Here is a 19,291-nt window from a genome sequence, read left to right as displayed (position 1 = left end):
AACCTTAAGGCTGCCCGCTCGTCGTCGTCAGCGCGGCGATGCCCTCCAGAACCCGTGCCACGTCTGCGAGGGAGTCGAGTGCGAGGTCAGCACCGGCCTCGGTAAGTTCGGCGGCCGTGGTCTTGCCCGATGCGATGCCGATGACGGGGGCGCCGCCCTCAAGGCCTGTTCGAACATCCTCCAGCGAGTCCCCGATGATCACAGTGTTCGAGCGGGTGAAGACCGTGCCGTACTTGGCCTGGGCGCGCTTCTGAGCGATGGCGACGAGCGCCGGCCGGTGGTGGTCGTCGGAGGCGAATCCGCCGATCTCGGTGTCGAGGAGACCGTCGAGGTCGAAGGCCGCGAGCTTGAGTACGGCGTTCGGCTTGAGGTTCCCGGTCACGGCAGTCGCAATCAAGCCGGGATGATCGTGCACCGCGCGCAGCGCGGCGGCGGCACCAGGCATCAGGACGCCCTGCGCACGCAGGTCCTCAGCGTGTGCGGCGAGGTGGACCGGCAGGAGATCCACCATGCGCGGCAGGAGACCGTCAACTTCGCCTTCCTGGACTCCGTTATCGATCAGAAGCGATCGGATCGCCAGTGGCATGGTGACGCCAGTGCCGCGGGCTGGCAGGTGTTCGGCGGGACGGCCGACGACCTCGGCGAAGGTCTCGCGATAGACCTGCCGGTCGATGTCGCCGACGTACAGCAGCGTGCGGTCGATGTCCCATAGCACGAGGACCTGCTGGGCCTGGGTCACGTTCAGCTCCTTGCACCGGTCACGAGTGTGGCACGGTCGATCAGCTCCCGAGCGTACGGGCTCCGCCGGACCGGGGCGAGTTCGCCGACCATGCCGTCGATGTGCTCGTTGAGGCGAACCGATTGGAGCTGTTCGGCAAGGTCGAGCGCCTGGTGTGCCGTGGCGCAACCGGCTTCGAGCTCGCCCTGCCTGAGATAGGCGGAGGCCCCGCGGGAGAGGAACAGGGCGTTGGTGCGCTGGTCTGCCGGGTTAAGGGCCTTCCGTGCCTCGGTGAAGCTGACAGCGGCACTAGGCGCATCGTCCAGGTCGAGATAGGCACTGCCGGACTGGCCGTGGATCTCGCCTTCGTTGATCCAGTACAGCCAGTGGGGGTCGAACTCGGATCGCCCCCGGGCGCAGAGTTCGGCAGCCTCGCCGAGCGCGATGAGGGCTGCCTGCCGTTCGCCGAGCTTGGCGTGCCCTCGTGCCTGCCGGGTCAGCAGCATCGCCTCCAGGGCGGGGGTGCCCAGGGTCCTGATCTTCTCGCGGGCGGCTCGCGCCGCGGTGACCGCGGTGCGCGGCTGACCGGTGGAGTAGCCGTGAATGGCCAGGTAGGACAGGGCGCCGGCGCCCAGGCGGTCGTCGCCGGAGACCTTGGCGGCGCGTAGTGCGGCGAGCAAGTAGCTCTGCGCGTGGTCGTGGCGCCCGGAGTCGAAGGCGAACCAGCCGGTCTGTGTAGCGGTGTCGGCGACGATGGCTGCCAGGCGGCGGCCGATGTCTTCGGTGTATGACGCCTTCTGCAGAAGGCGTTTGAGGAGTTCAAGGTGTGCGTCGCCTAGCTCGGTGAGGGTGCCGCTGCCGGCGCTGGCGTCCATGATGCGCAGGCGGTCGGTGGTCGCCTGCAGATTGTCCAGCAGTTCCGGGGCGAGCTGGCTTCCCTCCACGGCGCGTTGAAGGGGCTCGGCCTCGGCGGTGCCCCAATGGTGGACGAAGGCGGTGAGCGCCATGCCGCTCACCGTGAGGAACTGCCGGCGGTCAATCACGTTGCCTCCAACCGCGTTGTCCAGTGCCGCCACCATACGGGCCGCGGTCCAGGGCAGGGTTGGGTCGAGATCTCCGGCCGACTGGTCCGCAGGCCGCTGAAGCGCTCTGCCCGCTGACCGTGGGAGCGGGAGCTGGACGAGCTCGGCGGGTGCGCCGACGCCTGCGACAAATTCGATGATCTTGTCGATGTTGGTGAGGCGACGGCTGCCCGACTCCAGCATGGACAAGAACGCCTGACTCAGTCCCGTGAGCTGGGCCATGTCCTCCTGGCGCAGCGAGCCTCGCTGCCTGATCAAACGGCTGGCCTTGCCGAAGTCAAGGGCTGCAAAGGCCTGTCGGACATCGATGTCTTGCCACACCCGCTCCGGTACGGCTGGTAACGCGGGGGCGGACGGGATGCGAGATCGCGCGCAAGCGGAGCAGAGGCCGTCTGGGTTGTACTGGCTGAGTCGGCAGCCGCAGTCGTCGCACTGTCGCAGCGCCTGCTGGGCCACCTGTACCTCCCCAAACGAAAGTGCGCCAGCCGCCGGCTTAGTCCGCCGGGAACCGAGATCACCCCAGTGATATCACCAGCGGAATGTGCACACCGGACGTTTCCCAGTCAGCCTTGTGCCTCAATCAGCCTCTGTCCAGGGCCGATTACCACTCGCAGCACGAGTTCGTCCGGTCCTGTGTACCTCTCGCACCGGTTCGTCAGCAATGCCGCCGGGAATGGGCTTGGGCTCCGCTGCGGGGGACTTGGGCCGGGAACGAGCCACATCACCGACGGTTCGGAAGGGGGACACATCCATGGCGGTCAGCATCTCCGCTGTCGTGCTGCTCGCAGTCCTCGTCATCCTCTTCGTCAAGAAGGGCGAACTGAAAGCCGGGCACGCCGTCGTGTGCGTCCTCCTGGGGTTCTACCTGGCCAGCTCTTCCATGGCCCCCACGATCTCCGAGGTCACGACGAACGTCGCGCGCCTGATCAGTGGGATCAAGTTCTAGACCGGGCGCCGGCAGTCCGGTAGCTCTCTCCGGCCGCGCAGCGATCCTGCCCGGCACCAACGCCCCTCTCCCTGCCGAGGAAGCATTCAATGACCGAGAAAAGCATGACGCACCCTTGTGCCGCGATCGCGAGCACGAGGTTTCAGCTTTCCCGGCCCTCGACTGCGACCGGCGACAACCCCGGTCACGAGGCGCACTGATGCGCCCCGTTTACCACCCGGCCGGTACCGATGACGCCCTCGGTATGACCATGGTCGAGTTGCAGGCCGGCCGGTGGAGATCGGCGCGCGACTTGCTGGCGGCAACTGGTGGGCAGTGGGGGCTGCGGACGTCGCGTACGCAGGTGCTGGCGGTCACCGCTGCCCACTCCGACGTTATGGGCGTGTGGCTGGCGGAGGAGCCGAACAGTTACGACGCACAGGTGATGCGTGCCCGCGTCTCGGTGGAGCGAGCCCTGCGCGCCCATCACCAGCAACACGTGGGCGCTGCGGCATTGGAGGAGGCTGCACGGCATGCCTCGCTGATGATGGCGCACCGGGAACCGCGGGATCCGGTGCCTTGGATCTGCTTGCTCACCCTCGCACAGATCGACAGACGCGCCGGGAGCCCAGGCAGATGACGCGTTCCTTCGGGAACTGGGCTACGAGCCGGTGCTGGCCCGCCGCATGGGGCCGTTCGGCAACTTCGCCATCAGCTTCTCGGTGATCTCCGTGCTGAGCGGCTGCATGACCCTCTATGGCTTCGGGCTCGCGACCGGCGGCCCCGCCGTGATGATGTGGGGCTGGATCGCCGTCGGCGCCATGGTGATGCTCGTCGGAGCCGGCCTCGCTGAGGTCACCTCCGCGTACCCCACCTCCGGCGCCCTCTACTACCAGGCCGAACAGCTCGGCGGCCGCAAGTGGGGCTGGTACACCGGCTGGCTCAACCTGCTGGGCCTGCTCGGCGCGATCGCCGGCATCGACTACGGCGCCGCTCTGTTCACCGGCGCCTTCCTGAACCTGCAGTTCGGCTTCGTCCCCACGCCGGGCAAGATCATGGCGATCTACTTCTGCATCCTCGCGCTGCACGCCACCCTCAACCTCTTCGGGGTCCGGCTGGTGAGCATCTTGAACTCCATCAGCGTGTGGTGGCACCTGGGCGGGGTCGCCGTGATCGTCGGCACGCTGGCGATCGTCCCGTCGCACCACCAGTCGCCATCCTTCGTCTTCGGGGAGTTCGTCAACAACACCGGCTGGTCCAGCTCGCTGTACGTGGTGCTGATCGGGCTGCTGCTCGCCCAATACACCTTCAGCGGGTACGACGCCTCCGCCCACCTATCAGAGGAGACCACCAACGCGCAGGTCTCCGCCTCCCGCGGGATCATGCGGGCGATCGGTTGGTCGTGGCTGGCCGGGTTCGTGCTGCTGGCCGGACTGACCTTCGCCATCCAGGACTACGCCGCCACCCAGGCCAGCGCCACCGGGGTGCCGCCGGCGCAGATCTTCCTCGACGCCCTCGGCGTCGCCGGCGCGAAGGCCCTGCTCCTGGTGGTGATCGTCGCGCAGCTGTTCTGCGGCAACGCCGAGACCGCCGCCGCCAGCCGCATGGTGTTCGCATTCTCCCGCGACGGCGCCCTGCCCGGGTCGAAGCTGTGGCGTCACGTCGACGCCCGCACCGGCACCCCGACCCGCGCCGTGTGGCTGGCGGTCGCCGTGGCCGCAGTCCTGGCCCTGCCGTCGCTGTACAGCCCGACCGCGTACGCCGCCGTCACGGCGATCAACGTCATCGGGATCACGCCCGCGTACGCCATCCCGATCTACCTGCGGATCCGCAACCGCCACCGCTTCCAGCCCGGCCCCTGGAACCTCGGCCGCTGGGGCGTGCCCGTCGGCGCAATCGCCGTGGCCTGGGTGGTCTTCGTGACCGTGCTGTTCTGCCTCCCCCAGACCCGGCCCGAGTCTGGTCTCGTCTCCGTGACCACGTTCAACTACGCGCCCATCGCCCTGCTGGTCGTCCTCGCCCTGGCCACCGTGTGGTGGCGTGTCGCGGGACGCGACTACAAGGTGCCGACCGCGGCGGCCGACGCGGGCTCGGGCATGGCCCGGATCCAGGAAGAGGTCGTGTGATGACCGCAATGTCCACCCAGACCGGAGCAACACCGCGCCCGAGCGGCCCTTCGCACCGTGATGCCGATGCCGCCTCGACCACCCCGCAGCGGCCGGCCCGGGCGTTCAACGTCGACGAGCTGCGCAAGGCCGTCGGAGCCGGTGTGATCGACACCGTCCTCCTCGCCGTTCCGGACCTGCAGGGCCGCCTCAAGGGCAAACGGTACGGGGCGCGGCACTTCCTCGACCGTGTCCTCGACGGCGGCGCGGAGATGTGTGCCTACCTTCTGGCCACCGACGTCGACATGACGCCCGCCGACGGGTTCGCCCTCACGTCCTGGGCGAGCGGGTACGAGGACATGACGGTCGTGCCGGACCCCTCGACGCTGCGCACCCTGCCGTGGATGCCGCGCACCGCGCTCATCCTCGGCAACGCGATCGGCCTGGACGAGGAGCCCATCGATGTTGCTCCGCGCCAGATTCTGCGCCACCAGCTGACCCGGCTTGCCGCCCACGGGCTGCACGCCCAGGCCGGCCTGGAGACCGAGTTCATGCTCTACCGCGGCACCTACACCCCGACCGTCGGCATCGGCCCGGGCGGACTCACGCCGGTGACCGAGGAGAACCTGGACTACGCCCTCGACCACACGCCGGACACCGACCGGCTCTTCCGGCGCCTCCAGGGCTCGCTGTCCAAGGCGGGCATGCCCGTCGAGGCGATCAAGACCGAAGGCGCCCCGGGTCAGGTGGAGGTCACCTTCCCCTACGGTGCCGCGCTGCCCGCGTGCGACAACCACCTCGTCTTCAAGCACGCCGTGCGCACCCTGGCGGGCCGGTCCGGCATGACGGCCACGTTCATGGCCTCCCCCCAGACCGGGCTGGCCAGCGGTCTGCACCTGCACATCTCCCTCACTCGCAGCGGCAACCCGATGATCACCGATCCGACCGGACGGCTGTCCGAGATCGGCGAGCAGGCAATCGCCGGGCTGCTGACGGCGCTGCCGGGGCTCGCCCCGCTGTACGCGCCGAACGTCAACTCCTATAGGCGGTATGTGCCCGGCTCCTTCGCCCCCACTCGCATGACGTGGGGGTGGGACAACCGCACCTGCGCAGTGCGGGTCACCGGCCACGGGGCGGGCGTGCACCTGGAGATCCGCGTTCCGGGAGCGGACGCGAACCCGTACCTCGCTCTCTCCGCGGCGCTCGCTTCGATGATCCATGGCGTCGAGCGGCAGCTCACCCCGCCGGCGCCCTGCACTTCCAACGCCTACGAGGCCACCGAGGCGGCTCTCCTGCCCCTCACCCTCGATCAGGCACGCTCCGCGTTCCGCCACAGCCCCGTCGCCCAGGAAGCCTTCGGGAAGGGTGTGGTCGAGCATTACGCCCACCTCGCGCAGCTCGAACTCGACCACCACCGCGGCATCGTCACCGACGCGGATCAGGCCCGCTGGTTCACCCGCGCCTGATCTCCCGCCGCACCAAGACCAGACTCCGGCCGGGAGCGTTCCCCCCTCGGCCGGAGTCTGCCCAACCTGCACCGCCACGCCGCCGCCGAAACGAAAGGACCCGCTCATGCCCGCACGGACCGCCACGGCCGCCTCACATCCGACCCCGGCACAGGTGAAGATCGCCGGAACCCTCGCCCGGGGCATGAGCACCGCCAAGGCGGCAGCCGAACTGGGCCTCGCCGAGGGCACCGTCGCGATCCAGATGTCGCACGGGAACCGGCGTGCCGGAGTACGCCACCGTCATGCCCTGGTCCACGCGTGCTACGTCACCGAACAGCTGCCCCGGCCGGAGCCGACAACGCCACCGCCCGGCGGCGTCGACGACGTCGAGACCAAGATTCTTTGGTCGCTCGCCCTGGACGGCACGTACGCCGAGATCGCACAGCACTGCGGCCTCTCCCACGACGCCATGAAGAAGCGGATCCGAGCGCTGCGGGCGCGCTGGAACGCCGAGCACGACCCGCACCTGATCACCCTGGGCTGGATGTTCGGCGTACTCGACGCCTCCCACGGAACCGGCGGCCACCAGGTCACGTAGCTGCAGACGGCCACGTTGTCAGTGGCCCTTGGCAAGCTACTCCCCCACACAACAAGACGACGCTGCGCACCCGCACAGTCACTTCACGTGATCATTCTGGGTGGGCGGCCGATTGGAAGGGCGCATCGGCATGACCGACATCCCCGCGACGATCGAAGACCTGATCACCACGGTGGTCGGCACCTTCGAGGTTGTCGCCGAGCATTCGTGGCCGGGCCCCGACCGCCCCCGAGTCTGGGAAGTACGAGGCAGTGACGGCCAGCGGCGGTTCGTGAAGCGGCATGCCGGTCCGAAGGGGCACCGCCGCGAGGTTGACGCCTACCAGCGGTGGACCCACTGCCTCGGTGCGGGGCGCGCTCCCACGCTGGTCGCGGCCGACACCGAAGCGCTAGCCATCGTGATCACGCCGGTAGCCGGACGCAGCGTCCGCAGCCACCCTCTGGAAGACAAGGAGGAGCTGGAGGCATACCAGCAGGCCGGCTACCTGCTGGCGCTGCTCCACTCCGCTCCGACCGCCACGGCCTCGTACTCGGCCGAGGGCGAGGGCGAGGCCGAGTGGGCGGCAGCCGTGGAGAAGATGCTCAACGATGCCGCGCTGTACCTGCCGGCCGATGTCGGCGTGATGCTGCGCGACCTTACCCGGGAGCGCCCCGGCGAGCTGCCGATGCACGTGTCCCACGCCGACTACCAGCCCAGGAATTGGTTGTGGGACGGCACCACCCGAACCCTGCGGCTGATCGACTTCGAGCGGACCTGCGTCGAGCCCGCCGTGAAGCGCGATCTCCCACGCCTCGAACTGCGCATCCTCGCCTCCCGCCCCAATGTCCGCGCTGCCTTCTACGACGGCTTCGGGCGCGACCTCACTCCGGCCGAACAGCACGCATGTTTGGCCTACGGCGCCCAGGACGCCGTGAGCGCCCTGCAGTGGGGTCTGGAACACCGGGACGTGGAGACCGTCGACGCGGCCCACACCATGCTCGAAAACCTCCGGGTCCACTACAACCACGGCATCATGCGCTCCCCGTCCAGGAGGCGGTGACCGTCATGGAGGAGATGAACTGGGAGGACGAAATGACAGCCGACGTGCTGGCCGACCGGTACGGCATCGAAGCGGAGTCCGTCGAGCAAGTGCCGATGGGCACCGACACCGTCAACTGGCGCGTGGTGACCTCCAGCGGGCAGCGGTTGTACGTCAAGGAGTACCCGGCGTCGGCCGATCTGGAAGCGGCCCGGGCGGCATGGGACATGTCGGAGTTCTGTCGGGCCGCGCGGCTGCCGGTACCGCGGGTATGGCCTGACCGGGACGGCAATCTGCTCAGCCTGGCCGACTGCAGCCCCTGGGCGGTGGTCGAGGAGGCACCTGGAACCGTCGCGACCTCCGCGATGACGGTGGCGCTCGCGGAGCACACCGGCATGATCCTGGGCCGGATGCACCGGGTCCTGGCTGCCTATCCTCTCCCCCGGCGCCGCCAGCACGTGCGATGGCGTACGGGGTCTGTCGAAGAGGCCCTGGCCAAGTGCGACACGGTTCTGGACACCGCCTGCCGTCAGCAGGCTGACAGCCTCGACCAGCTGCGGGGCCAGATCGCCCAGCGACGCGAGGACCTGCAAACCCAAGTCGGCCGACTGAGGGCCCATCTGCCCGAGGACCTGGTCGAGCAGGCCCTGCACGCCGATCTCAGCCGCACCAACCTGCTCGTCCAGGCCGGTGTCGTCACCGGTGTCATCGACTTTCGAGCTGCCAGAGCGCTGCCTGCCTGGGAGCTCGGGCGGGCTGCGTGCGACCCGCGCACCCTCGCCAACTCCGACCACTGGGCCGACTGCGTTCTGGCGATGGCGGCCGCCTACCGGTCCGAGAACCCGACCCTACCCATTGCCGAGGTTCGGCATTGCGCGCGGATCGCGCTGCTGTACATGCTGTTCAGCTTCTACGGCGCCACCACCGCCGAGTACGACCTCCCGGACGAAGCCGAGGCCGACCTGCAACGGTACTGGTCGGAACGGCAGAGAGGCATCCGGCGTCTGGTCGAGAACTTGGTGGATCTCGAGGACGCGCTCGCCGCCGAAACCGGGCATCCAAGGGGCATCTCATGAATGCGGATATCCGCCGGCCCCCGAGTGGCCAGCTCGAGGGCGATCCGCTGTTCCACAACACCACCTTCGTCGTCATCGACTTTGAGGGGACCACCCCCGCCGGACATCCGCCCCAGCCGATCGAGGTCGCCGCCCTCGCCCTCACCCACCAGCCCCACCGGGGGTGGGTGCAGGTCGGTGCCTACGAATCGCTGATGCGGCCGCCGGAGTTCGCCCCGCTCACCCCCGCCGGAGCCGCGCAGACCGGCATCACCGCGGCCATGCTCGCCGACGCGCCCACCGCGGGCGAGGCACTGGCCGCATTGGACTCTTGCCTCACGGCGGGGCCTTACCTCCTGGTCGCCCACCACGCCCCCGTCGAGGGCGGCATGATCTACCGCCGCCGTGAGGACTGCCCCCATCTGGCCGCGATCGATCTGATCGACACGGTCCTTCTCGCCAAACGCCTCCTGCCCCGCTTGAGAACTACCGGCTCGACACCCTCCTCGACCACTACAAGATCCCCCGGCCCAGGGACCGCCACCGGGCCATGGCCGATGTCCGAGTCACCGCCGAGGTCTTCGGCCGGCTGATCGCCGAAGCCGACTCCACCGGAACCATCCGGAGCCTGCGCAACCTGAAGACGACCGCCGGTCGCCCCGCCAAGGCATCCGCCCCCGTCCAGGCCGAGCTCTTCTGACCTCGTCCCAGACGTGAGCCAGCCTCCGCCCCGGCCGGCAGTGGACCGGCAGCCCATGCGGAGGGCTACCGAGCGCGGTCCGTGGCGTACGAGGAGCCCCGCACTCTACAAGCAGGCTCCGCCCGATCCGCTCCAACTCGCCCGTGGCCTTGCGGCGCTTGGGAACCTCGGCGATTCGGCCAACCACCTTTGGTGGCACGGGTGTTACGGGGGGCGGGTCGGTGTAGTTCCCACGGTCCGCCCGGCGCTCTATTCCGGGATTTCGGGGCCGACCGAAAAACGTGTGTTCGAAAAATGGGGGCTGTCGTTGAGCTTCCGACAGCATCCGAACGGTGATCCAGGGGGATTCGATGACCACATCCCAAGCACACAGCAAACCGGCCAGCGCTCCGCCTCCGCCGCCTCCGGCGGAGATCACCTACAGCGGGCAGTACTCCGTCAATCCGCTCGCCGAGGTGTCCTTCCGGAAGATGTGCGCCACGCTTCCGTCGGTCCTGGCCCGGATCGGCCGCCTGTCGTGGCAGACCGACCGGCAGGCCGTCCGGCTCCTGATCGGGTGCCAGGTCATCACGGGCGTATCGGCCGCAGTGCTGCTGGCCGCCACGGCCCGCGCGATAGGGCCCGTACTCGGTGCAGGAAGTGCCGGTGACCGTCTTCACGGAGCGTTGCCCGCGCTGCTCGTGGTCGCGCTCGCCGCCACGATGAACCGCGTCGCGGGGGCCGTGGCCACGTACGCCGGGCGGCGGATCACCCCGCTGCTGACCTCGGAGACCGACAGCGCCCTGGTCGAGGCGGTCTGCCGGGTCGAGGCCTCGGCCTACGCCGGAGACGGCTTCTCCGACCGGCAGGAGGCAGCCGAGATGGGGGTGGTCCGCACCCACGTGATGGTCACCGACGCCCAACGCTTCATGTCCTCGCTGATCCGCCTGGTCACCGCCGGCAGCGTCCTGTCCCTGCTCAACGTCATGATGTTGCCCCTGCTGCTCCTCGCCGTACTCCCCGCCGGCATCGGAGCTGTGCTGACTGCCCGTGTCGACTACGAGATCCACTACTCGAACATCTCCGACAGGAATGTGCGGGGGATGATGCGCTGGTGGGCCACCGCGTCCCAGTATGGGGACGAGGTCCGTGCCAACTCCATGACCGACTACCTCGTCTACTGGTACCGGGCCCTGTCCGACCGGTGTGACCGGCGGAACCTGGCCGCCGCACCGCGGACCTTGCGGATCTCCCTGCTCTCCGCGCTGGCCGGCGGCGTCTTCCTGCTCGCTACCTGGGGAGCACTCGCCTGGCTAGCCGTGACCGGCCGGATCGAACCCGCCATCGCCGCCACGGCCGTCATCGCCGTCCAGACCGCGCTCGCCGCCCTCTCCCAGGTCGTCATCAACGGCGCCGCCATCTTCCACACCAGCCTCTATCTCACCGACATGCAGTCCTTCCTCGACGAGGCCGCCCCCCTTACTCCCCAGCGCGGACCGGGCGAGATCACCGGCCCGGTCCAGCAGATCCGGCTCGACGAGGTCTCCTACCAGTACCCGGGGAAGGACAAGCCCGCGGTCGACGGCGTCTCCCTCACCCTGGAGCGCGGCCAGATCCTCGCAATCGTGGGAGCGAACGGCTCCGGGAAGTCGACCCTGACGCGCCTGATCACCGGTATCTACCTCTGCGACAAAGGCCGGGTCACCTGGAACGGAAACGACCTCGCCGACACCGACCCGGCCAGCGTCTGGGCCCGTTCCGGCCTGGTGCCGCAGGAGTTCGCCAAGTGGCCGTGGCCGGTTCGCGAGAACATCACCCTCGGCCAGCCGCACACCCACGACGACGGACCCGTATGGGAGGCCATCGATGCGGTCGGCCTGCGCAAAGCCGTCGAAGACCTCCCCAACGGGCTGAACAGCCTCCAGGCCCGCGACATCTGGGGAGGCATCACTTTCTCCGGCGGGGAGTGGCAGCGCGAGGCGTGCGCCCGGGCCCTGTACCGCAAGCCCGACCTGTTGATCTTGGACGAGCCGACTTCTCAGATGGACCCACGCGGTGAGCACCTGATCTTCGAGCGGATCAAGGCCATCGCCGCCGAGCGGATCACCATCATGGTCACCCACCGCCTGGAGAACACACGGATCGCGGACCACATCATCGTGCTGGAAGACGGCCGGATCTCCGAGCAGGGCCGCTACGACGATCTTGTCCACGGTGGCGGGACCTTCGCCGAGCTCCTCGCACTTTCCCAGGACCGCTGACCGGCTCCACGCCGCCCAACCCACCGCCGGCGCGGCCGGCCCGACAAGGAGGACACGTTGACGGACATCGAGAAGCAGACCGCCAAAACCTGGACGATCTACGGGGCGCACCAGCTCACCGTCCGCCCGGACCTGCCGGAGATCGAGCGGTGGGACTGGGGCGTCGCCGACACCGGACCCGGCATCGAGAGCCTCGGGGACCTGGCAGGGCTCCGCATCCTTGACCTCGGCAGCGGAGTGGGCCGGCACGCCGCCCGCCTGGCCTCCCTGGGCGCCGACGTCACCGGCGTGGACGCCTCCCCCACCCAGCACGAGCGCGCCGTCACCCGATACCCGAACACTCCCGGGCTCCGCTTCGTGTGCGCCGACGCCGTCGCCCACCTGCAGGACTCAGCCCCCTACGACCTCATCTACTCCGTCAACGGGCTGCCATTCCTGGACCCCAACCGGCTCCTGCCCGCGCTGGCCAACGGCCTCAAGCCCGGTGGACGCCTCCTGTACTCGGCACTGCACACCACCTCCGCCGGCGCCGGACCCTCCACGGCCGCCACCCCACGCCTGGAGGTCCTGCGACTGCCCGGCACCGACCAGACCCACCCCGTCCACATGTGGGTCCTGACCACCCAGCTGTGGGAGGACCTCCTGGTCGAGCACGGCCTCACCCTGGAGCAGGCCACGGCGATCGACGAGCCGAAGCCGGACAACCAGGCCTCCTACCGGCTGTACGAAGCCCGGCGTCCGCAGAGGGTGCCGAGCCGCCAGCGCACCAGCACTCCACCGCCTCCGAACGCGTTCGTGGGGGTCGGCGTGATCGTCCAGGGACCGGATGGTGTCCTTCTGGGCCAGCACCGTCGTGGAACTTTCGAATTGCCGGGTGGATCGGTTGAGCCCGGCGAGACATTCGCCGAGGCCGCAGTACGCGAGCTCCACGAGGAGGCCGGTCTCGTGGCCGACGTCGCCGACACCGTCGTGCTGGGCACCCTCCTGGCCCGGGTGGGTGACATCGTGCGGGTGACGGTTCCCGTCCTGGTGACCCGGTGGTCCGGTGTACCGCTGCAGCGCGAAGAGACCATCGGGGCCTGGAGGTTCTGGCCCCGGGACGCGCTGCCCCAGCCGCTGTTCGTACCGAGCGCTCAGTGCCTGAGCACGTGGGATCCGAGCCTCCCGCTCGACCATCCAGCCGCGGCGGCCTTCCACCCCGCCGGTCCCGGGACTGCCTAGCCGGATACTCCCTGTCCCTGCCAGTCCCCCGCGTGGGAGGCAATTCCCTCCCACCGCAGCGAGGCCGCCCGCGAGCGGCCCCTGCCCGGGATCCTCGCCCGCCTCCCCGCAGACGTACGGTCGTCGATCATCTCAACCGAGTACCACACCCTCCTCGGCGTATCCCCTCGGCCTGGTGGCCAGCACAAGCTGAGACTGTGGTCTGACAGCCCCGGAATCCCGGGCCCTCAGTCCGTCGCTGCCCGCGCCGTGGCGGTGTCCCGGCCAATGAGGTCCTGCAGCAGCTCGCGTGTTGGCGGCGGCATCATTCCCTCCGCGCCCAGGAGGTGCCACTGGCATCCGGGCATCCGGGCATCGAGCCGCCGGTACTCCTCGAACTGGCACAGCAAGAGCAGGGTGTCGAGCGCGCGTTGCGCCGGGGGCCAGAGGCGGTCCTTCAGCGTGCTGAGGATCACCAGGCGTGCCGCGAGGAAACGGCAGTTCTGCCACTCCCCTACCGCCTCGCCGAGGTGTCCAGCATCCAGCTCCCCTTCGACGCGCGAGCACAGGCCCAGGGCCCACTCCCGTACGCGCCCGACGGTCACCCAGGCCGTCGCGAGATCCTCCAGAGGCGCCCGGCCTGCCAGGTCGCGCAGGTGGTCGCGGGCATCTCCCGCAGGGCCGAGAGTCAGGGTGCCGTCCTCGGTCAAGACCTTGCCAGCGACATCCGGGGCGTCTCGCTGGGTGGTCTCGACAAGAGAAGCGATGGGGTTGGCCGCGGCCTTGGGGTTCATCGCCCGCAGCATGTCGCCGACGTCGTCCATGGACATCGACCCCGAGATCACAGCCGTGGCGGCGGCCAGCGCGGCGTCCTTCGGCGTGAAGGAAGAGGGGCCGGGATTCTCATCCATGGCGACAAGCTCGGCCGGAGGCCACGCTGCGGCGCCGGCGCGGGCGAGACGGTCGATCCGCTCGTCGATCCGCCGGGCCCGGGCAGGGACAAGGGTCACCGTCAGGTCTTCCTCGTCGATGTGGTCGGCGAGATCATCCAGCCTCTCCTCGGGGTCAGCGGGCTGCTCGTCGTCATCGCCGTGGATGAAGAGGGTTTCCACCGCGGCGCTGAAGGCGGCCCGCACGGTGGTTTCGGGAACCGGGAGTCCTTCCGCGAACAGCAGCAGTGCAAGGTCCTTCGGGCGTTTGCCACGACCGGCATGACGAGCAAGGCCAAGGACCAGGTCGAAGCTCTCGGGCGCCGGGCTGGAGGTGCTGCCCTTGCCGCGCCCAAGGCCTCCGCCGGGGATGTTGCCGGGCAGCAGCCGAGCATGCCTCCACACGTCCAGGCGACATGACGCGACGGTACCGGCGGCGTTCGAGCCGGCGGGCGGGCCGAGAAAGACCGTCACCTCATCTGGTGGCCCCTCTTCGAATCGCTGGCCAACGGCATGCCCATGGCGTACCCATGCCTTCCGGTCGCATCGAAGGGCGATTAGAGACCCCCCAGCTCCGTCGGGTCGCCGAGCAGTCGACCCCTTCAAATGGCAGTCGAGTGGCAACCCCGTGGCGTACCAACGCCGTTGCGGGTCGGCCAGATTTGAAGGCCAGCACCGTGCAGCCACGCCCGGCCGCTGCCCACCCCGTCCCGATGCGTGAAGGAACCAACACCTCATGACCACGAATCCGAACGTTCCCGGCCAGGACCGCGACCACCGGGAGCTGCGCCTGGTCGTTCTCCTGCTGGCTATGGGGATGGGGCTGCTGGCCACCGGAGCCGCCGTCTACCTCTCCCTGGTCCACCCCTCGATGGCCGGGCCGCTGGGAGTGGGTGCGGCTGTCCTCGGCGCGCTGGCCGGCGCCGGGGGCGCTATTGCTCGCGCGATCCGGCACTGTCGCTGACGCGAGAACTGGGAGAAGCCGCGGGTATGTCCTTGCTGGGAGTACGCACCGCCTACGGCGATGGCGAGATCGCCTGCGGCGCCGCGGTTTCGTGGACCACATCAGCGATGAAGCCGATTGCCTGTCCAAGTAGCCCTAGAAACCCGGGGTTCCACAGATTACCCTCACGGATCACGCCCCGCCACAGAGTCTGGAGCGCCGTCACGCGACGGAAGAAACTCCGAAATCCCGCTAGGGAATAGGGGTATGCCGCTGTCACCTAAAGCGAGAGTCCGGGCAACTTCACTTCACGGACGTGATGGGATCTCCAACATACCCATGGCGCGCACAGGGGTTATCTCCACCAGCACGCGCTCAGAGTCTGGGGCGGGGCGGCGACCATAGCGATCCGCATATCGGTCGACAGCGTTCGAGACTTCATCGCCTGCGGTTCGAACCTCTGCCACGCCCTCGATGGTCAGCCACCTAGGGCCCGCTACCTGCGATACCGCGACTCGCGCCTCACCTGGGAGGGCAGCAAGGATGTTGGCGACTTTCACGCTGCTCTTTCGCGTGATGACACGCGCGACGCCCGCCTCGTGGTCGTAGGTCACCCCAACAGGCACCACATGCGGAGTTCCATCGGAACGCAACGTGGTCAGCGTGGCCAAGTGGTATTCAGACCAGAAGCTCGCAAAGGCTTCAGTTTCGGTGATCGCGGTAGCCATGGCGCCAGGTTAATTCACTTCTGCATTCACGCGGGTGCGACCTATGTCACGCAAATCAAGATCATCGAGAAGGGTTCCGATTTGCCCGAATCGCGCCACCCCAACAGGACGCCCCACGGGTGCTTCGTTTCGGATCCATAACGAATCTACCGGCTGGTACTTTCCGCGAACCTGTCAACCTCGCAAGTGAATAACGGCAGGTCAGATGGCGTTCATGGCAATGCATGCCATGGACGCGGTTGATCGAGTAGACACTTTCGATCTTGAATGGCTTTCGAGCCCTATTGGCCCGCCCGAGACTGCTGATCAACCCGCTCCGGGAATGACGTACGGTTCGATCAAGCGGGCGGAATCGCTGGTTCCGCAGGGCTCGCCTTCGCGAACCTTCCACCGCCAGGCCATGTGGGGGATGCGTCCCTCGCAGGGCCCCGAGCGTTAGCCCTGCGGAGCCGCCGGGCGGAAAGCGCTCGCACGGTGCAGGGGCGCGGTTGACCGACCGCGAACCCCACCCGTCAAGCAGTAGGAGCAAAGCCGAGCCGCATCCCCACTGTTGTGGCATCCGCCTCGGATTTCGAACATACGAACGATGGCGCCAGTGTCTTTCGTCGTCTCCCGCAGGGTGTGACGGAGGACTACAGGCTGACGAGGGACCTATGTGGTGGCGAACCGGGGACACGCGTCCCCACAGCAACACCGAGCGCCGGGTACGTCCCTGGCCTCTCCGCCGACCGGGAGCCTTCACCCCTGCAGGGCGGGCGGACCGAGTGGCGGACCGGCAGCTACGTAGGCGTATACGCCTGGAGCTCCAGGAGCTGGGCGTCCAGCCGCCGCTGCGCATCGACGAGCTTCGGCTCGCGTTGGCGGCCCAGCGCGGTCGGCCCATTCTGATTCGACGGGCGCCGCTACCCATGCCGGGACCGGTGGGGCTCTGGCTCGACCTCCCGGACGCCGACGTCATCGTCGTCCAGGAGCGCACGACCCAGCTCCATCAGGACCACATCATCCTGCACGAGCTATGCCATCTGAAGGCCGACGGGCCGCAGGGCCACCGCTGGGAAGACCTCGCGTCGGGAGTTGGAACGGAGGGCGGGCAGCGGTGCTCGTACCTCGACAAGGAGGAGTGTCAGGTGGAGAAGGCCGCCACGATCATCATGGAGTGGGCGTCCGTCCTGGAGCAGGTCGGCCCTCCGCCGGCCTCCGATCCGGCCGTTCGCAGTGTGAATCTGGCCCTGGGTGACCGGCAGGGGTGGCTGTGATGACGATCCTGTTCCTCCTCATCCTGGCTGCCGCCGTAGCGTGGAAGGTCTACCAGCTCACGAAGGCGCCCAGGGACGGCGCCCTGCGCTCCGTCACTCTGTGCCTCGTGTGTGCGGCCCTGTCCTATCCGGTAGCCATGCCGGGCGGCGCCAGCGGCGTGGACACGGTTGCCGGCCACGGCGCGGCCAAGCTCATACAGAACATCCTGCTGCTCGGCACGGTGTACTTCCTGATGTGCTTCTACCTCTATTCATCTGCCGACCGGGCAACGAGTAGGCGGCGAGCACGTCGCGAGGCCATCCTCGTTCTCGTCGTAGCAGCCGTTCTCGTCGTCTCGGCCACGACGGTGCCGCACGAGGTGTTCGCCGGATCCTTCTCGTCGGCGGACATGACGATCACGCAGCTCGCCGCGTTCTACGGCGTCGCCGGCCTGTATCTGACCTACACCCTGGGTGCCGCTGGCATCTGGACGGTCCGCTACGCCCGGCTTTCGCCGCGCCCGCACTCCACCGGTCTTTGGATCACGGCGGTCGGGCTGCTGGCCATGGCCGCTGCCTGTGCGGTCCGGGCAGTCTTCGTGGCCACGCGTTGGCAGGGCGGCACCGTTCCGAAGGGCCTGATGGCCTCCGTCGCGATGCTGCTGGTCCTCTCCATCCTCCTCTTCGTCGTCGGCGTCTCCTACTCCGGCGCCCGCAGCCGCCTGTCGGCGATGCGGGTGTGGCGGCAGCACCGCCGCGGATACCGCCGCCTCGAACCGCTCTGGGGTCTGCTGTCCGACCGGTTCCCCGAGACCGTTCTGGCCTCTCGGCCGACGGTGCTCGAAGCATGGGGTGTGCGTGGCGTGCACCGTCTCTACCACCGCCGCGTGGTCGAGTGTCGGGACGGGCTGGTCCGCATCAGCCCGCTCATGGGCGACCTGACCACGGAGGAACTGCTGTCTATGGACACGGCCGTCCTGGCCAACCGCCTGCGCTCAGCAGCCGCCGCAGACGTCCACGCGTCCGAGGAGGCACAGCCGGTCATTCCCCTGGCTGTACCCAAGATCGATAGCGCGGGCGCTGACGCCGCCCACCTGTTTGCCCTTTCCGACGCCCTCCGCGCCGCCTGACCAACTTTCACGGAAAGAGAACCCTGATGCTGATCACAGCTGGCCGCATCCTCACCGGAGACGCCGACGTAGCCGACGGCGCCGTACTAGTACGGGACGGCATCGTCACGGCCGTCGGCCTGCGCGCCGACATCGAAGCCCAGGCAGGCAGTGGCGAACCGCGCCAGGACTTCCCGGATTCCACCCTGCTGCCCGGCCTGATCGACGCCCACGTCCACCTCGTCTTCGATGCCGGCGCTGACCCTGTGGCCACCATGCAGGAAGCCAGTGACGAGGATCTGCTGGAGGGGATGCGCAAGCGGGCCGACCAGCTGCTGGCTACCGGTGTCACCACGGCCCGCGACCTCGGCGACCGAGGAGGCCTCGCGCTGCGCCTCGCCCAGGAAATCGCCGCCGGCACCGCGACGGGCCCCCGCATCATCGGAGCCGGGGCACCCGTCACTCCGCCCGGAGGACACTGCTGGTTCCTTGGAGGCGAGGTCTCCAACGCCGACGAGGCCCGCGCCCTCGTGCGCCGCAACGTCGCCGCCGGCGCCAAGGTCGTCAAGGTCATGGCCGGCGGCGGCGGCCTCACCAAGGGCGGAGCCCCCAGCTGGAAGAGCCAGTTCGGCGCAGACGAGCTCGCCGTCGTAGTCGAAGAGGCCCACCAGGCTGGCCTGAAGGTGGCCGCACACGCCCACGGCACCGATGCCATCACCGACGCGGTGGCCGCCGGTGTCGACACCATCGAGCACTGCACCTGGATGACCGAGGACGGCTTCGACCTCCGCGAGGACGTCCTGGCACAGATCGTCGAGAAGGGGATCTACGTCTGCCCGGCCGTGAGCCCGCACTGGCAGATGCTCCCCCGCTTCTTCGGCGAGGAGAAGGCCGCCGCCATGTTCGCGCTCGTGCAGCGGATGGCCGAGTCCGGAGCCCGCCTGATCGCGGGCACCGACGCCGGTGTCCAGCGCGCCGGGTTCGACGGGATCGTCGGCGCCCTCGGCTTCTACGAGCACCTGGGGGTCTCCCGAGACCGGATCCTGGCCATGGCCACCACCGAAGCGGCGGCAGCCCTCGGTGTAGGTGACCAGACCGGCCGTATCGCTCCCGGCTACAGCGCCGACCTGCTCCTGGTCGACGGCAACCCGCTCGAAGACCTGTCCGCTCTGAGCGCGGTGCGCGCCGTCTTCACCAACGGCCGCCAGCACCAAGCCGCGTAGACATCGCAACGACCAAGCGGGGCTTCGCCCGGCGC

At 68.7% G+C, this 19,291-nt stretch carries 19 protein-coding genes; 15 read left to right on the top strand and 4 right to left on the bottom strand.

Translation table 11 applies throughout. The annotated features are described in order from the left end of the window. Nucleotides 1-4: 4 nt before the first annotated feature. Both AB0C82_RS25895 and AB0C82_RS25890 read right to left on the bottom strand, forming a co-directional pair. Nucleotides 5-739, bottom strand: coding sequence for a haloacid dehalogenase-like hydrolase (locus AB0C82_RS25895; protein WP_362846208.1), 735 nt, complete (start codon nt 737-739; stop codon nt 5-7). 2 nt (nt 740-741) lie between these two features. Beyond that, the gene (locus tag AB0C82_RS25890; RefSeq protein WP_362846206.1) at nt 742-2,256 is read right to left on the bottom strand and encodes a helix-turn-helix domain-containing protein; all 1,515 of its coding nucleotides are present in this window, start codon (nt 2,254-2,256) and stop codon (nt 742-744) included. Nucleotides 2,257-2,551: 295 nt separating this feature from the next. Between AB0C82_RS25890 and AB0C82_RS25885 the strand changes: the two genes are divergently transcribed. From AB0C82_RS25885 to AB0C82_RS25835, 11 genes are all read left to right on the top strand, one after another. Continuing rightward, nucleotides 2,552-2,746: a hypothetical protein gene (locus AB0C82_RS25885; protein WP_362846204.1), complete on the top strand. Its 195-nt coding sequence runs from the start codon at nt 2,552-2,554 to the stop codon at nt 2,744-2,746. A gap of 244 nt (nt 2,747-2,990) precedes the next feature. Next, nucleotides 2,991-3,365 (top strand): hypothetical protein, encoded by a 375-nt coding sequence (locus AB0C82_RS25880; RefSeq protein ID WP_362846202.1) that lies wholly within the window; start codon nt 2,991-2,993, stop codon nt 3,363-3,365. Between the two features lie 16 nt (nt 3,366-3,381). Beyond that, nucleotides 3,382-4,851, top strand: coding sequence for an amino acid permease (locus tag AB0C82_RS25875; protein ID WP_362846653.1), 1,470 nt, complete (start codon nt 3,382-3,384; stop codon nt 4,849-4,851). Then, nucleotides 4,851-6,296: a glutamine synthetase family protein gene (locus AB0C82_RS25870; protein WP_362846200.1), complete on the top strand. Its 1,446-nt coding sequence runs from the start codon at nt 4,851-4,853 to the stop codon at nt 6,294-6,296. Before AB0C82_RS25875 ends, AB0C82_RS25870 begins: the two co-directional genes overlap by 1 nt. Before the next feature lie 106 nt (nt 6,297-6,402). Next, entirely contained in the window at nt 6,403-6,876 is a 474-nt protein-coding gene (locus tag AB0C82_RS25865; protein ID WP_362846198.1) for a hypothetical protein, read from the top strand. Between the two features lie 130 nt (nt 6,877-7,006). Further along, nucleotides 7,007-7,915, top strand: a complete 909-nt coding sequence (locus AB0C82_RS25860; protein WP_362846196.1) for an aminoglycoside phosphotransferase family protein — start codon at nt 7,007-7,009, stop codon at nt 7,913-7,915. A 5-nt stretch (nt 7,916-7,920) separates the two neighbouring features. After that, complete coding sequence (locus AB0C82_RS25855) at nt 7,921-8,970, top strand: phosphotransferase (protein ID WP_362846194.1); 1,050 nt, start codon at nt 7,921-7,923, stop codon at nt 8,968-8,970. Next, complete coding sequence (locus AB0C82_RS25850) at nt 8,967-9,542, top strand: 3'-5' exonuclease (RefSeq protein WP_362846192.1); 576 nt, start codon at nt 8,967-8,969, stop codon at nt 9,540-9,542. Before AB0C82_RS25855 ends, AB0C82_RS25850 begins: the two co-directional genes overlap by 4 nt. Then, nucleotides 9,500-9,649: a hypothetical protein gene (locus tag AB0C82_RS25845; protein ID WP_362846190.1), complete on the top strand. Its 150-nt coding sequence runs from the start codon at nt 9,500-9,502 to the stop codon at nt 9,647-9,649. The genes AB0C82_RS25850 and AB0C82_RS25845 overlap by 43 nt, the downstream gene beginning before the upstream one ends. A 350-nt stretch (nt 9,650-9,999) precedes the next feature. After that, on the top strand, nt 10,000-11,889 hold the full coding sequence (locus tag AB0C82_RS25840; RefSeq protein WP_362846188.1) for an ABC transporter ATP-binding protein: 1,890 nt from the start codon (nt 10,000-10,002) through the stop codon (nt 11,887-11,889). Nucleotides 11,890-11,946: 57 nt separating this feature from the next. Beyond that, complete coding sequence (locus AB0C82_RS25835) at nt 11,947-13,110, top strand: bifunctional class I SAM-dependent methyltransferase/NUDIX hydrolase (RefSeq protein ID WP_362846186.1); 1,164 nt, start codon at nt 11,947-11,949, stop codon at nt 13,108-13,110. Nucleotides 13,111-13,337: 227 nt separating this feature from the next. On the opposite strand, the gene AB0C82_RS25830 is transcribed toward AB0C82_RS25835, so the two are convergent. Next, entirely contained in the window at nt 13,338-14,492 is a 1,155-nt protein-coding gene (locus AB0C82_RS25830) for a hypothetical protein (RefSeq protein WP_362846184.1), read from the bottom strand. 262 nt (nt 14,493-14,754) lie between these two features. Here AB0C82_RS25830 and AB0C82_RS25825 point away from each other — a divergent pair, with 262 nt between their 5' ends. Continuing rightward, a complete protein-coding gene (locus tag AB0C82_RS25825) occupies nt 14,755-14,982 on the top strand; it encodes a hypothetical protein (protein WP_362846182.1) in 228 nt (75 codons plus the stop codon). 287 nt (nt 14,983-15,269) lie between these two features. Here AB0C82_RS25825 and AB0C82_RS25820 read toward each other — a convergent pair whose 3' ends face one another. Then, on the bottom strand, nt 15,270-15,689 hold the full coding sequence (locus AB0C82_RS25820) for a TIGR03618 family F420-dependent PPOX class oxidoreductase (protein WP_362846180.1): 420 nt from the start codon (nt 15,687-15,689) through the stop codon (nt 15,270-15,272). Between the two features lie 908 nt (nt 15,690-16,597). Between AB0C82_RS25820 and AB0C82_RS25815 the strand changes: the two genes are divergently transcribed. The 3 genes from AB0C82_RS25815 to AB0C82_RS25805 are packed head-to-tail and all read left to right on the top strand — an operon-like array spanning nt 16,598 to nt 19,256. After that, nucleotides 16,598-16,945 (top strand): hypothetical protein, encoded by a 348-nt coding sequence (locus AB0C82_RS25815; protein WP_362846178.1) that lies wholly within the window; start codon nt 16,598-16,600, stop codon nt 16,943-16,945. Beyond that, nucleotides 16,945-18,054, top strand: a complete 1,110-nt coding sequence (locus AB0C82_RS25810; protein ID WP_362846176.1) for an MAB_1171c family putative transporter — start codon at nt 16,945-16,947, stop codon at nt 18,052-18,054. Before AB0C82_RS25815 ends, AB0C82_RS25810 begins: the two co-directional genes overlap by 1 nt. A 26-nt stretch (nt 18,055-18,080) precedes the next feature. Next, nucleotides 18,081-19,256, top strand: a complete 1,176-nt coding sequence (locus tag AB0C82_RS25805) for an amidohydrolase family protein (RefSeq protein ID WP_362846174.1) — start codon at nt 18,081-18,083, stop codon at nt 19,254-19,256. Nucleotides 19,257-19,291 lie beyond the last annotated feature (35 nt).

It is taken from the genome of Streptomyces sp. NPDC048560 (assembly GCF_040650955.1).
Lineage (GTDB): Bacteria > Actinomycetota > Actinomycetes > Streptomycetales > Streptomycetaceae > Streptomyces.
The sequence above is the reverse complement of the archived record's forward strand: the minus strand, read 5'-3'. Positions and strand labels throughout refer to the sequence as shown.